Origin of the sequence: Lysobacter sp. 22409 (genome assembly GCF_052045105.1) — a bacterium.
In the GTDB taxonomy this organism is placed as follows: domain Bacteria; phylum Pseudomonadota; class Gammaproteobacteria; order Xanthomonadales; family Xanthomonadaceae; genus Lysobacter; species Lysobacter antibioticus_B.
The window spans coordinates 33,092-47,248 of the sequence record NZ_JBQEOE010000019.1 but is presented as its reverse complement, the minus strand read 5'-3'; the positions used below and the strand labels follow the sequence as shown (position 1 = coordinate 47,248).

Genomic DNA, 14,157 nt, shown 5'->3' with positions numbered 1-14,157 from the left:
CGACATGGACATCCCTTCGCTGCACATCGAACCGCGCATCGACCGCCTGTACCGGCTGCTGCCGACGATCCACCGCATCCGCGACACCGAACAGGGTTATCCGCTGCAGGCCTTGCTGCGGGTGATCGCCGAGCAGATGAACCTGGTCGAGGACGATATCGCGCAGTTGTACGACAACTGGTTCATCGAGACCGCCGACGACTGGGTCGTGCCCTACCTCGCCGATCTGATCGGCTATCGCCCGGTCGACGCGGCCGGCGCACCGGTGCAGCGCCGCGACGAAGCCGGGCGCGCACTCGAACGCGCGCTGGTGCCGCGGCGCGAGGTCGCCCAGTCGATCCAGCATCGTCGCCGCAAAGGCACGGTCGCCCTGCTCGAAGACCTAGCCCGCGACGTCGCCGGCTGGCCGGCGCGCGCGGTCGAGTTCTTCCAGCGCCTGGACCGTGCCCAAAACCTCGATCACCTGCACCTGCACCGGCTCGGCACTGCTTCTCTGCGCGATATGGCCGCTTTGGATCTGTGCGGCGGGCCGTTCGACCCGCTTGCGCACAGCGTCGACGTGCGCCGGATCGCTTCGCCGCGTCGCCCGGGGCGCTACAACATCCCCAGCGTCGGCGTGTTCGCTTGGCGCATGCGCAGCTATCCGGTCACCCGCACACCCGCCTACTGCGTCGAGGATGCCGGCCCGCATTGCTTCACCTTCAGCGTGCTGGGGCAGGACGCGCCGCTGTACCGCAAGCCGCGCCCGGAACCGGACCGCCACCATCTCGCCGGCGAGGAGAACCTGCCGATGCCGCTGCGTCGGCGTGCCCTGGAACGGCATCTCGACGACGAATACGGCATCGGCAAGAGCCTGGCGGTATGGGCCGAACGCTGGGCCGGCCACGACGCCAACGAACCGCTCCCGGTCGGCGCGATCGTGGTCGCCGACCTCAGCGGCTGGCGTTATCGCGTGCCGCGCGGCAAGGTCGCGATCGATCCGGTGCTCGGCCGGCTGATGTTCCCGCCGAACCAGATTCCGAAGAAAGGCGTGCGCGTCAGCTATCACTACGGCTTCGCCGCCGACCTCGGCGGCGGGGAGTACCGGCGGACGATGCGCCGACCGGCGCAGGACTACCGCCTGTATCGGGTCGGCGAGTCCGGCGCGCACGACGCTTCGGCCGACGCCCCCGCGCCGGTGCCGCGCATCGCCGACGCCCTGCGCCTGTGGCAGGAACAGTCGCCGCAGCACGCGGTGATCGAACTGATCCACAGCGGGGTCTGGGTCGAACCGCTGCATATCCGGTTGCGACCGGGGCAGTCGCTGAGCTTGCGCGCAGCCAACGGTGTGCGTCCGGTGATCCGCCTGATCGACTGGCAGACCGACCTGGCCGATGCGCTGACCGTGGAGATGGACGTCGGCAGCCGCTTCGCTCTCGACGGCATCCTGCTGACCGGACGGCCGTTGCATGTGTCCGCGCCGCGCGAGCCCGAGACCTACGCCGAACAGGCCGCACGGCAACCCGATTGCGCCGCCGAGCTGTCGATCCGCCACTGCACCCTGGTACCCGGATGGGGCATCGGTTGCGGCTGCGAACCCGACCGCCCGGCCGAGCCCAGCCTGGAGTTGTACAACTTGCGCGCCAAAGTGCGGATCGAACGCAGCATCGTCGGCTCGATCCAGGTCCAGCAGGACGAGGTCGGCAGCGATCCGATGCCGCTGACGATCGAAGACAGCATCGTCGATGCCGCCGGCCCGCGCCAGGAAGCGATCGGAGCGGCGACCTCGGCGGTCGCGCATGCGCGTCTGAAGCTGCTTCGCTGCACCGTGTTCGGCACGATCGAGGCGCATGCCTTGGAACTGGCCGAGAACTGCCTGTTCAACGACTGCCTCAACGTCGCCCGCCGCCAGATCGGCTGCGTGCGTTTCAGCCACGTGCCCTGCCACTGCCGCACGCCGCGACGCTACCGCTGCCAACCCGATGGCGCGATCGCCGCGGTGCGCGAACGCAAGCTGCCGGCGCCGCTGGAGCAGCGCGAGATCGCCGCCGAACGCCTGCGGGTGCGGCCGCGCTATCGCTCGCGCCGCTACGGCCGGCCCGGCTATGCGCGGCTGCTCGATCACTGCGCGCCGGAGATCCTGCGCGGCGCCGACGACGAATCGCAGATGGGCGTCTACCACCACCTCTACGAGCCGCAACGCGAGGCCAACCTGCGCGCGCGGCTCGACCAATACACCCCGGCCGGCATGACCGTCGGACTTCTCTTCGCCGATTGACCTGGAAGGAAAGCAGCTATGAAAGGCGACTTCTCACGGGCGAGCTTCGATCCCCGCCATCATTTCAGCCAGGTCCTGCTGCAACAGGGCCGGGTCACCCTGGATGCCGACCCGAACGAACAGGGCGCGATCCTGCTGCATCTCCTGCGCACGCTCGCCCGCGACGTGTTCGGCCCCTATGCGGCGCCGGCCGGAACACCCGGGTTCGGGCTGACCCTGGAGCAGCACGACGGCAAGCGCTCGCTGCGGATCGGCGCCGGCCGCTATTACGTGGACGGCGTGCTGTGCGAATGCGACGGCAGCGATTATCTGGCGCAGCCGCATTTCACCCCGGCGGCGGCCAGCGAGCAGCCCGGCTCGGGCGATCCATTGCGATCGTGGCTGGAATCGTCCTCCAACCAGGACGACAGCCGTTTCTGGGTCTATCTGGACGTGTGGGAGCGCCATCTCACCGCGGTGGAAATGCCGCAGCTGCGCGAGGTCGCACTCGGCGGGCCCGACACCTGCAGCCGGCGCCAGGTGATCTGGCAAGTGCGCGCATTGAAACTGGAGACGATCCAGGAGCGGCTCGAAGAGCGCATCGAAGTCCTCAACGAACGCCTCGAACAAACCCAGGACGAAGCCGAGCGCGAGCGCCTGAAACAGGAAATCGAACGCCTGCAACAGGGCCTGGACCAACTCGAGGAAGACTATCGCTCGGCCTGCCCCGCACCGCTGCTGCTGTTCGATCGGCAACGGCCGAAACTTGCCGCGCAGTTGCAAGAACTGCCGCGCCTCGACGACCCCTGTGTCACCGACCCAGACTCGGCGTATCGCGGCGCCGAAAACCATCTGTACCGGGTCGAGATCCATCGCGGCAACGAGAACGGCAACCTCGGCGCTACCTTCAAATGGTCGCGCGACAACGGCAGCGTGCTGACGCGCTGGATCGGCGGCGGCGGCGACAAGCTCGAAGTCGCCAACGCGCGCGACTTCCGCGAGCGCCAATGGGTCGAGATCACCGACGAACAAGACGACCTGCTCGGCCGTCCCGGCCAGCTGAGCCAGATCAGCGGCGTCGAAGGCAACGTGTTGACGCTGACCCAGGCCCAGGGCCGCAGCCCCAATGCGACGACCAAGGTACGGCGCTGGGACCATGTCGGTACGGGCGACATCGCGCTCGTCGACGGCGCGGTGCCGGTGGACAAGCCCGACGACGGCAAGCCACTCAAGCCCGGCGAGCTGTACTGGATAGCGCTCGAGGACGGCATCCAGATCCGTTTCGCCGCCGACGGCGAGTATCGCAGCGGCGACTACTGGCTGATTCCGGCGCGCGTCGCCACCGGCGACATCGAATGGCCGCGCAACGGCGGCGTCGCCGAACTGCGGCCGCCGCTCGGGGTCGAACACCGCTACGCTCCGCTCGGTTTCGTCGGCCTCAACGTCGACGGTATGACGGGGGTCGACCCCTGCACCTGCGTCGTCTACCCCGACCGCAGCTGCGGTACCCAAGAACGCTTCAACGACGCGGTGTCCGGCGACACCACCATCGGAACGGTCAAGGCGGTCAAGCGCGCGCCGCAGGACACCGCCGTGGCCAAGAAAACTACAACGACGAAACGCAAACGGACGGAAAAATAGGTGGGACCGGAACACGCGGACGCCGGCCGCGTGACCGTGAAGGCCACCGGCCTGCACGCCGGCGTGCGCTGCGCGGACCGAACCGCTGCCGCGACTCGATCCGCGCGTCCGACAGCGCCCGGATCCGGTGCGGTTAAGACCGGCGTCCTTGAGACATGGCGCGCGCCTCAGACGTAGCGCGTATGCGGCTGGATCGCCACTTGTAGCGGAGTCTGCTGACGATTCAACGTTTCATGCTGGTTGATGCTCTGGATCAACTGCTGGCCCAAGACACCGCTCGGCAAGGCGCCCTCGACTTTGGCGTACTTCGCGCTGGGATCGCCGAGTTTGCCCTCGACCAGGAAATGGCCGTTGCCGCCGTCTTTCTCCGCAACGATGTGATCGACCTTCGACAGCCCGCGTTTCTGCGCGATGTCGGCCAACTCGGCGACCTCGCGATTCTGCAGCGCGTCGCGCACCGTTCCGATGCCGTGCAACTTGAGCAGATGCTTGCTCCCATCCATGGCTGCGAACATGGAACGCGCCATGTCCAGGTCCGGGTCGTCGCCGGGCTCGTGACCGCGCAGACCGCTGTGCTGCTGAGGCTTGAACTCGAACTTCGGCCCCTGCAACTCCGTTCCCTGCCTGGGCGGCACTAGCGAGACCGCACCAGTGCTTTGCAGGCTCTGCAAGGGTTCGCCCCCGACGACCAGGTTGGTCACCGATGGGCCGCCCTTGCCGTTGTGAAAAGTCTCGGGGTTGAAACCGTAGGCCTTGAGCGTGCCCTGGCTTGGCCAGGCCGGGTTCGCGGTGACGCAATCGACGCCGATCGCGTGTGAGACCAGCAGCGCTTGGCCGCCGCCTTTGGAATGCCCCGTCACCCCGACCAGGCTCGGACCGAGTGCAGCGCTGACTTCCTTGCCGAGCGTCATCGACTCCTCGTGCTGCGCGCTCTTCATGCCGAGGGCCTGGCGGAAATTCGCCGACCAATCACCGAGTCGGGCGGTACCACGATAATCCAGCACGAACCCTTCGGACTCGGAGGCGGAGCCGGGTTTGCGATACAAGGTCGCATGCATGCCGCTGGGGCTGCTGTGGAATTTGCCTGGGTCCAGATTGAGCTTCTTCAGCATGTCGTCGTCGACGCGCTGCCAATCGCCGGTCTTGCCGGTGCTCTTGGGCTGGTAGCCGTCTTCCATGATCGCCGCGGCGCTGACCGGATCGAGCTTGGGACGCTGCGGCTGCACCGGCTCGGGCGTGGGCCGCGGTTGACCTTGGAAGCGGCCAAACAGGCCCGACAGAAATCCGGAAGAGGAGCCGCTTGGATCGGACGTCGGCATGGAAGATCTCCTGAGAAATACACAGTTGTCCTGGATGCGCACATCCGTAAACCATGACGTCAGCGCATGCCCGACACCGTCGAGCACTTGAAGCATGTACGAATAAAAACACGCAGCGCAAGCCCGAATTCAACTGCAGACACGAGTATTTGCGCTAGTCAACGCATTCTGTTTCGGTACGGATCGGCTCGAATAACGATTGCGATCTCAACGACAGACGCGAAGATTTGTACCGGTCGACACAATTCTTCCAGGCCAGACCGACTCGACCCGCAAGGGTGTTCGCAGCGTTAGCGCGCGCTGCGGCCAACGCCGCACCGACCAGGATCACACCCGGCCGGCCGCCGCCTGTACCCATACCGATGCCCGCGGCGTCGCCGGCCAATCGCTCCAATGTCGTCAACAAGCGCGTTTCGCCGTCCTGGCTCGCGCCCTGCACGATCGCCGCCGGTGTCTGCGCGGGCAGATGCCGCAGCAAGCCGTTCGCGACGTTCGCAATCCGGCTCATGCCCATGTAGATCGCCAGGGTGGTGCCGGTGGCCGCGAGCGCGGCCCAGTCCGGTTCGCCGTGGTCGTGGGTATGCGCGGTGACGAAAGTGATGCCGTGGCAGTGATCGCGATGGGTCAGCGACACGCCCAGGCTCGCCGCGGCGGCGAAACCGGCGCTGATGCCGTTGACGATGCGCACCTCGATGCCGGCGCGTCGCAGAAAATCGATCTCTTCGCCGGCCCGGCCGAACAACAGCGCGTCGCCGCCCTTGACCCGCACCACCCGCTGCCCTTGCAGTGCATAACGGCGCATCAAGCGACAGATGAAAGCTTGCGGGGTCGAACGGCAACCGCCGCGCTTGCCGACGCGGATCACTCGCGCCAGCGGCGCCAGTTCGACGATGCGCGGGTCGACCAATTCGTCGAGCAGCACCACCTCGGCGGCGGCGAGCGCTTTCGCGGCCTTGATCGTCAGCAGCTCCAGGTCGCCGGGGCCGGCCGACAGCAACACCACTTCGCTGGGTGCGCGCCGGAACGAGTCGGAAACGATGCGATCCATGATGACTCCGTAGTGATGGCCCGGGAATTCGCGATCACGCCTGCGCCGCCTGGCGGCACAGCTGGTTCAGTTGCGGCCCGCAGGAGCCGCAGACGGTGCCGCAACCCAGGCGTTGTTTGAGTTCGGCGACGCCGGCGCCGCGCGCGATCTCGGCACGGATGCTCGACTCGCGGATCTGCAGGCAGTTGCACACCACCGCATCGCGCGCGCCGCCACCGCCGGACTGCGCGAACACCGCCAGACGCGAGCCGCTCCAAGGCCGCTCGGACAGGGCCGAATCGAGCAGGTTCTCGCCGGCACCGTGGCGCTGCGCATCGGTCAACAGCAGGCCGTCGATGCGGTTGTCGCCGCAATCGGCGCGCCACGACACCCGCTTCAACAAGCCGCGGCGCGCGTCGCGGTACTCCAGGGTGTCGCGGCCGGCGTGCAACTGCAGCGCTTCGCTCAAGGCCTCCAGCCACTCGCTCGGCGGAATATTCTCGAAGGCAGCGCGCAGCACCAGCCAGGCGGAATCGCTAACGCCCTCGCCATCGCGCCCGTCGACCTGGCCATCGGCGCTCAGGGTGATCGCAGCGAAGCCGCAATCCCTGAGCAGCGGTTGCACCGCGGCCTGCAGGCTCAAGGCATCGCCGCGCCGCGCCGCGAGCAGATGCCAGGCGAATTCGGCTTTCTCTATCCGCACCGCCGCATGCTTGAGCTCCGGCTGCAACGAACGCGCATCCACCGCCGGCTGACTGACCTCGTTGATGCCGCCGCTGGACAGGAACTGCCCGCTCCAGTGCATCGCCGCGAACACCGTGCCGGAGGCGACCTCGTCGGAAAGTTCCAGCGGCAGCACCAATTCGCCGCGCTTGCTGATCACTTTGACCAGATCGCCGTGCGCCAGCCCGCGACGTGCCGCGTCCTGCGGCTGCATGCGCAGGCCCGGTTCGGGGCTGTGCGCGAACAGGCCCGGCACTCTTCCGCTGCGCGACATGCCGTGCCATTGATCGCGCAGGCGGCCGGTCAACAGACGCAGCGGAAAACGCGCCGAGGTCGCTTCGGCCACCGGCCGATACGGCGTGGGGTGAAAGCGCGCGCGGCCATCGGCGGTAGCGAACACGCCGTCGCCGTAGCGCCGCGCCTGCCCCTGCGCGGCGCCGGCCGGGAACGGCCATTGCTGCGGCCCCTGGCTGTCCAGGCGTGCGTAGTCGAGTCCGCCGATGTCGTGGTCGCGACCGACGGTGAGGCGGCGATGCTCGTCGAAGATCTGCGCCGGCCCATCGAACGCGAACAACGGTGCGAAGCCGGGCGGCCCCAAGCGCGCCTCCAGGCGCCGCGCCACTTCGTTGGCTATCCACCAGTCCGGCCTGGCCTGGCCGGGCGCCGGCACCGCCGCACGCACCCGCGAGATGCGCCGTTCGGAGTTGGTCACCGAGCCTTCTTTTTCGCCCCAGCTCGTCGCCGGCAGCAGCACGTCGGCATAGGGCACGGTGTCGGTGTTGCGGAAGGCTTCCTGCACGATCACGTACTCGGCCTGTTGCAGCGCTTCGCGCACCTGGCCGATGTCCGGCATGGAATGCACGGGGTTGGTGCAGGCGATCCAGACCGCCTTGACCCGACCGCTGCGCAAGGCCTCGAACAAGGCCACCGCCGACAGACCGGGCTTGGCCGACAGGCTGTGTCCGGGCAGCCCCCACAGGTGTTCGAGTTCGGCGCGGTCGGCGTCGTTGCCGATCTCGCGATGCGCGGCGAGCATGGTCGCCATGCCGCCGACTTCGCGCCCGCCCATCGCATTGGGCTGGCCGGTCAGGGAGAACGGCCCCGCGCCGGGTTTGCCGATCTGGCCGGTGGCCAGATGCAGATGGATCAGGGCCAGATTCTTGTCGGTGCCGTGCGCGGACTGATTGAGGCCCATGCAGTACAGCGACAACGCCGCAGCGTCGCGGCCGAACCAGTCCGCCGCCTGGATCAGGTCGGCGACCGGGATGCCGCATAACTCGGCGGCCATACGCGGGGTGTAGTCGCGCAGCAGTTGCTTCAGTTCGGCATAGCCGTCGGTGTGTTCGGCGATGAACGCCGCATCGACCCGCCCCTCCCAAATCAAGTGATGCAGCATGCCGTTGAACAGCGCCACATCGGTGCCGGGCTGGATCTGCAGATGCAGGTCGGCCATCGCCGCGGTGTCGGTGCGGCGCGGGTCGATCACGATCCAGCGCACCTCGGGGTCGCGCTCGCGTGCGGCTTCCAGGCGCCGGAACAACACCGGGTGCGCATAGGCCATGTTGCTGCCGGCGAACAGCACGGTCTTGGCCAGTTCCAGGTCTTCGTAACAGGTCGGCGGGCCGTCGGCGCCGAGCGCCAGCTTGTAGCCGGCGACCGCGCTGGACATGCACAGGCGCGAGTTGGTGTCGATGTTGTTGGTGCCGAGCAGGCCCTTGGCGAGCTTGTTGAAGACGTAATAATCCTCGGTCAACAATTGCCCGGAGATATAGAACGCCACCGCGTCCGGGCCGTGCTGCTGGACGATGCCGGCCAGGCGGTCGGCCACCGTATCCAGCGCCAGCGCCCAATCGACCGGGCGGCGCGGCTCCTGCCGCAGGTGGCGCAGCTCCGGCGCCAACAACCGCCCGCTCAGGCTGCTCGCGGTCTGCGGCAGGCTGCGGCCCTTGGTGCACAGCCGGCCTTGGTTGGCCGGATGCTCGGGGTCGCCTTCGATGCCGACGATGCGGCTGCCGTCGGGGCCGTGTTCGGCATCGATCAACACCCCGCAGCCCACCCCGCAGTAACAGCAGATCGAACGCGTGCGCGTGCGCCGCAACTCGGGCGCCGCCGCCGGCACCGTGTCGATCTCCTCGTGCAGCGCCAGATCTTCCATCAAGCCTCGCTCCGCGCGGTGGCGTCGAGCGACAGCCACACCTCGTCGCCGTCGATGCGCACCGGGAACTTGCGCGCGCAACCGACGTCGGGCGCGCAGGCTTCGCCGCTGGCCAGGGCGATGTTCCAACCGTGCAGCGGACAGGTGACGCTGTCGCCGGCGACGATGCCCTGCGACAGCGGCCCGCCCTTGTGCGGACAGCGGTCGACCATCGCGAACACGCGATCACCGGCGGTGCGGAACAAGGCGATGTTGTCGGCCCCGGCCATTTCCAACACCCGCGCGCCCAACACCGGGATGTCGTCGAGCCGGCATACCCGCAACCAGGAGGCAGTCGATTCCATGGCTCAGGCCTCCGCGTCGACGAGCGTGGCAGGAATGCGCAGCGGCTGGAACTCGCGCGGGCGCGCCCCGGCGATGCGCGCGGCCCAGGGGTCGGGCAAGCCTTCCAGCGCATACAGCAGGCGCTCGAACAAGGCCTTGCGGTTAGCCGCGTCCTCGACCACACGCTGGACGATGTAGTCCATGCCGACGCGGGCGATGTAATGCACGGTGCGGTCGAGGTAATAGGCCTCTTCGCGGTACAGCTGCAGGAAAGCGCCGGTGTATTCGCGCACCTCGTCGCTGGTCTTGACCTTGACCAGGAAGCGCGCGACCTCGGTCTTGATGCCGCCGTTGCCGCCGATGTGGATTTCCCAGCCCGAGTCCACGGCGATGATGCCGACGTCCTTGATCCCGGATTCGGCGCAGTTGCGCGGGCAGCCCGACACCGCCAGCTTGACCTTGTGCGGGCTCCACATGTTGGCGAGCATGGTTTCCAGGTCGATCCCCATCTGCGTGCTGTTCTGGGTGCCGAAGCGGCAGAACTCGCTGCCGACGCAGGTCTTCACCGTGCGGATCGACTTGCCGTAGGCGTGGCCGGAATTCATGCCGAGGTCTTTCCACACATCGACCAGGTCTTCTTTCTTGATGCCCAGCAGGTCGATGCGCTGGCCGCCGGTGACCTTCAACATCGGCACCGCGTACTTGTCGGCGACATCGGCGATGCGCCGCAGTTCGCCGGCATTGGTCACCCCGCCCTTCATCTGCGGGATCACCGAGAAGGTGCCGTCCTTCTGGATGTTGGCGTGGGCGCGTTCGTTGATGAAGCGCGACTGCGGGTCGTCGACCGCTTCGCGCGGCCAGGTCGACAGCAGGTAATAGTTGATCGCCGGCCGGCAGGTCGCGCAGCCGTTCGGCGTGCGCCACTCCAGGAAGGCGTAGGCCGCGGCATGGGTGTACAGCCGGTGCTCGCGGATCGCCTTGCGCACGTCGCCGTGGCTGTGGTCGGTGCAGGCGCACACCGCCTTGGTCTTCGGGGTTTCCTGGAAGTTCGAGCCCAGACAGTTCATCAGGATCTGCTCGACCAGGCCGGTGCAAGAGCCGCAGGAACTCGCCGCCTTGGTCTGCTTCTTGACCTCGTCGACGGTGAACAAACCCTGCTCGTTGATCGCCTTGACGATGGTGCCCTTGCACACGCCGTTGCAGCCGCAGACCTCGTCGCGGTCGGTCATGGCGCTGGCCCGGTTCTGCCCGGCGGTGCCGGAATCGCCGAGCGCTTTCTCGCCGAACATCAGTTGGTCGCGGCGGTCGTCGATGCGGCTGCCGTCCTTGAGCAGCTTGAAGTACCAACCGCCGTCGTTGGTATCGCCGTACAGGCAGGCGCCGATCAAACGGTCGTCCTTGATCACCAACTTCTTGTAAACGCCGCCGGCCGGGTCGGACAGGACGATCTCCTCGCTGCCGTCGCCGCCCATGAAGTTGCCGGCCGAGAACAGGTCGATGCCGGTGACCTTGAGCTTGGTCGAGGACACCGAGCCGCTGTAGATGCCGATGCCGTAGTTCGCCAGGTGATTGGCGCAGACCTTGGCCTGCTCGAACAGGGGCGCGACCAGGCCGTAGGCGATGCCGCGATGGCTGACGCATTCGCCCACGGCGTAAACGCGCGGGTCGAAGGTCTGCAGCGAGTCGTTGACGACGATGCCGCGCGCACAGTGGATGCCCGAGGCCTGGGCCAACTGGATGTTCGGGCGGATGCCGACCGCCATCACCACCAGGTCGGCCGGCTCTTCGCTGCCGTCGGAGAAGCGCACCGCGGTCACTTCGCCCTGCTCGTTGCCGATCAGTTCCTGGGTCGCAGTGTTGAGGCGGAACTTCAGCCCGCGCTCGGTCAGCGACTTCTCCAACAATTGCCCGGCGACCGGGTCGAGCTGGCGCTCCAGCAGCCAGCCGGCCAGGTGCACCACCGTCACCTCCATGCCGCGCTGCTTGAGGCCGTTGGCGGCTTCCAGCCCGAGCAGGCCGCCGCCGATGACCACCGCATGCCGCTTCACCTTGGCGGTGTCGATCATCGCCTGGGTGTCGTGGATGTCGCGGTAGCCGATCACGCCCTTCAGGTCCTTGCCCGGCACCGGCAGCACGATCGGCAGCGAACCGGTGGCGATAAGCAGACGGTCGTACTCGGCCTCGGTGCCGTCGGCGGCGATGACCCGACGCCGCACCCGATCGATGCGGCTGACTTCCTTGCCCAGATGCAGACGGATGCCGTGCTCGGCGTACCACGCCAGAGAATTCAGCACGATATCGTCGAAGGCCTGCTCGCCGGCCAGCACCGGCGACAGCAGAATGCGGTTGTAGTTCGGATGCGGCTCGGCGCCGAACACCGTGATGTCGTACATGTCCGGGACCAGCTTCAACAGCTCTTCGAGGGTGCGTGCGCCCGCCATGCCGTTGCCGACCACCACCAATCTGGGTTTCTTCATGAGTTCGCTCCGGGGCCGGTTCAGACGCGTGCGGCGCTGAGCGCCGCCCAACGGTGGCGCCACTGATGGCGCAGGCTCGCCAACAAGCCCCAGGCCAACGCCGCGCAGCCGGCGAACAGCCACAGACCCAGCGCATAACTGCCGGTATGCTGCTTCAGCACGCCCATGCCGGCGGCGAGCAAGAACCCGCCAATGCCGCCGGCCATGCCGATCAAGCCGGTCATCAGGCCGATGTCGGCGCCGAAGCGCTGCGGCACGAGCTGAAACACCGCGCCGTTGCCGGCGCCCAGGCATAGCAGAGTGAGTACGAACAAGGCCACGGTTGCGACCGGGCCGCCGATGCCGAGCGCGGCGACGGCGACCAGGGTCGCGACCGCGAGATACACCGCAAGCAAGGTGCGGGTGCCGCCGATGCGGTCGGCGATAGCACCGCCGAGCGGCCGCATCACCGAGCCGGCGAGCACGCAGGCCGCGGTCGCCCAGCCGGCGATCTTCGGCTCGAAGCCGAACTGGTCGTGGAAATAACCCGGCAAAGCGCTGGCGAAGCCGGCGAAACCGCCGAAGGTGATCGCGTAGAACAGCATGAACCACCACGAGTCGCGGTTGCCGACCAGCACCCGGCCGTAATCGGCCCAGTGCTTGCTCGGCGTGTCGACCGGCGCGTCCTTGGCGCACACCACGAACACCGCCAGCACCAGCACCAGCGGAATGCAGGCCAGGCCGAACACGTTCTGATAGCCGAACGCGGCCGCCAACGCCGGTGCGAACAAGGCCGCGAGCACCGTGCCCGAGTTGCCGGCGCCGGCGATGCCCATCGCCGTGCCCTGATGCTCGGGTGGGTACCAACGCGAGGCCAGCGGCAAGGCGACCGCGAACGACGCCCCGGCGACGCCGAGCATCAAGCCGAGCAACAAGGCCTGGGCGAAACTGTCGACGCCGAGCCACCACGCCGCCAACAAAGCCGCGATCACCACCGTCTGCGCCATCAAGCCGGCGCGCTTGGCGCCGACGCGGTCGGCGAACATCCCCAGGAACAAGCGCAACACCGCACCGCAGAGAATCGGCGCAGCCACCATCAAGGCACGCTGTTGCGTATCCAGATGCAGCGCCTGGGCGATCTGCACCTGCATCGGCCCGAGCAGGTACCAGACCATGAAGCTCAAATCGAAATACAGAAAAGCCGACAACAGCGTGGGCGTATGCCCGGCCCGCCAGAAGGATCGATCCATCCGCGCAATCTCCGAACGGGGCCGCGGCGGACGCCCGATCCAGGCGTCCCGCAGCGGCCGTGAGGGGGAGAAACGAAAACGGCGCCTTCCCGGTTCGCACCGGAAAGACGCCGTTGTCTTCGACAGGCCGGACCGCCGTTGGCCCGTCTGCCGGAATCAGGTTGTCGCGGACGCGCCGTTGCACCCGCCTACTAGGCTACGCAATAGCCGTGCCAACTATGCGCATCGAAGCGAACGAGCTGGGTTCGTCACGATTTCAATCACTTGGGTGAGCGACACGGATGCGTGCTCGGTGCCTGGGGAGCGTCGCGCTCCAAAATCGAGCGGGCTTGCACCATGTTTGTGCAACGCAGCATCAGGGGGGGGGGGTAGGTTCGGTGTCTTTGGCGCTTGGGTCAGCGTCCCGAGCGGATGGCGGTTTTGGCTATGCCCGGGCAGATCCATGCAGCGAGTACCGATTTCAGGCCGCGGCTCTGGCTCTGGCTCTGGCTGTGGCTCTGGCTGTGGCTCTCGCTTTACCGGTCCAATGGAGACCCGGAGGGCGGCGCACAGGACGTGCGCCGTTTTTCGATAGGACAAGGATGTCCTATCGAAAAATCCCGGCGACAGCATCGCACTCGTGGCCTGTGCCCTTGCAAGGAGAGCCCTTTTCTTTGGTTACCTTTCTTTTGGGCTTAGCAAAAGAAAGTAACCCGGCCGCGTCAGCGGACGGAAGCTCTGCACTTGATGTTGCTTCGCTATCCTACGGCCGGAAACGCCGGAGAACGACAGGACGCGGTCGCGACTTGCGTCGCTCCTACCCTGACCTCCAGCCGGAAGCGACGAGAGATTGAGACGCGTGGTCGTGGCATCTAAGAGTAGGAGCGGCGCCCTACTGGATTTCCTTCGGTCACAAGCCGCCACCGCGTCGTTTCGGTCTTGCGGCGCATCGCTCAAGTAAGATCAGGATCAGGATCAAACGCTAAGAGCTTCCGCCACTAAAGCGGCGGGTTACTTTCTTTTGTCATAAGCAACAAAAGAAAGGTA

Annotated in this window: 7 protein-coding genes and 1 pseudogene; 2 read left to right on the top strand and 6 right to left on the bottom strand. The window is 67.0% G+C overall.

Annotation, left to right across the window (positions count from 1 at the left end; genetic code table 11):
* Positions 1-4: 4 nt before the first annotated feature.
* Both ACTJJK_RS11820 and ACTJJK_RS11815 read left to right on the top strand, forming a co-directional pair.
* Complete coding sequence (locus ACTJJK_RS11820; RefSeq protein WP_440730280.1) at positions 5-2,257, top strand: hypothetical protein; 2,253 nt, start codon at positions 5-7, stop codon at positions 2,255-2,257.
* A gap of 18 nt (positions 2,258-2,275) precedes the next feature.
* Positions 2,276-3,877 (top strand): DUF6519 domain-containing protein, encoded by a 1,602-nt coding sequence (locus tag ACTJJK_RS11815; protein WP_440730279.1) that lies wholly within the window; start codon positions 2,276-2,278, stop codon positions 3,875-3,877.
* Positions 3,878-4,044: 167 nt separating this feature from the next.
* On the opposite strand, the gene ACTJJK_RS11810 is transcribed toward ACTJJK_RS11815, so the two are convergent.
* The 6 genes and pseudogenes from ACTJJK_RS11810 to ACTJJK_RS11785 all read right to left on the bottom strand — a co-directional run bounded on the left by ACTJJK_RS11810 (position 4,045) and on the right by ACTJJK_RS11785 (position 13,092).
* The gene (locus ACTJJK_RS11810) at positions 4,045-5,196 is read right to left on the bottom strand and encodes an XVIPCD domain-containing protein (protein ID WP_440730278.1); all 1,152 of its coding nucleotides are present in this window, start codon (positions 5,194-5,196) and stop codon (positions 4,045-4,047) included.
* Positions 5,197-5,488: 292 nt separating this feature from the next.
* A pseudogene (gene cobA / locus ACTJJK_RS11805) lies at positions 5,489-6,199 on the bottom strand (uroporphyrinogen-III C-methyltransferase); the annotation flags it as partial.
* 79 nt (positions 6,200-6,278) lie between these two features.
* Positions 6,279-9,101, bottom strand: a complete 2,823-nt coding sequence (locus tag ACTJJK_RS11800) for a nitrate reductase (protein ID WP_440730277.1) — start codon at positions 9,099-9,101, stop codon at positions 6,279-6,281.
* Entirely contained in the window at positions 9,101-9,445 is a 345-nt protein-coding gene (gene nirD / locus ACTJJK_RS11795; RefSeq protein ID WP_031372318.1) for a nitrite reductase small subunit NirD, read from the bottom strand. Before nirD ends, ACTJJK_RS11800 begins: the two co-directional genes overlap by 1 nt.
* 3 nt (positions 9,446-9,448) lie before the next feature.
* Entirely contained in the window at positions 9,449-11,902 is a 2,454-nt protein-coding gene (nirB, locus tag ACTJJK_RS11790; protein ID WP_036148771.1) for a nitrite reductase large subunit NirB, read from the bottom strand.
* 20 nt (positions 11,903-11,922) lie between these two features.
* Positions 11,923-13,092: a nitrate/nitrite transporter gene (locus ACTJJK_RS11785; protein ID WP_440730296.1), complete on the bottom strand. Its 1,170-nt coding sequence runs from the start codon at positions 13,090-13,092 to the stop codon at positions 11,923-11,925.
* Positions 13,093-14,157 lie beyond the last annotated feature (1,065 nt).

Bases quoted from the DNA above. Each gene is read 5' to 3' on its own strand.
- ACTJJK_RS11810 (WP_440730278.1), bottom strand. From the start codon at position 5,196: ATGCCGACGTCCGATCCAAGCGGCTCCTCTTCCGGATTTCTGTCGGGC.
- nirD (WP_031372318.1), bottom strand. From the start codon at position 9,445: ATGGAATCGACTGCCTCCTGGTTGCGGGTATGCCGGCTCGACGACATC.
- nirB (WP_036148771.1), bottom strand. From the start codon at position 11,902: ATGAAGAAACCCAGATTGGTGGTGGTCGGCAACGGCATGGCGGGCGCA.
- ACTJJK_RS11820 (WP_440730280.1), top strand. From the start codon at position 5: ATGGACATCCCTTCGCTGCACATCGAACCGCGCATCGACCGCCTGTAC.
- ACTJJK_RS11800 (WP_440730277.1), bottom strand. From the start codon at position 9,101: ATGGAAGATCTGGCGCTGCACGAGGAGATCGACACGGTGCCGGCGGCG.
- ACTJJK_RS11815 (WP_440730279.1), top strand. From the start codon at position 2,276: ATGAAAGGCGACTTCTCACGGGCGAGCTTCGATCCCCGCCATCATTTC.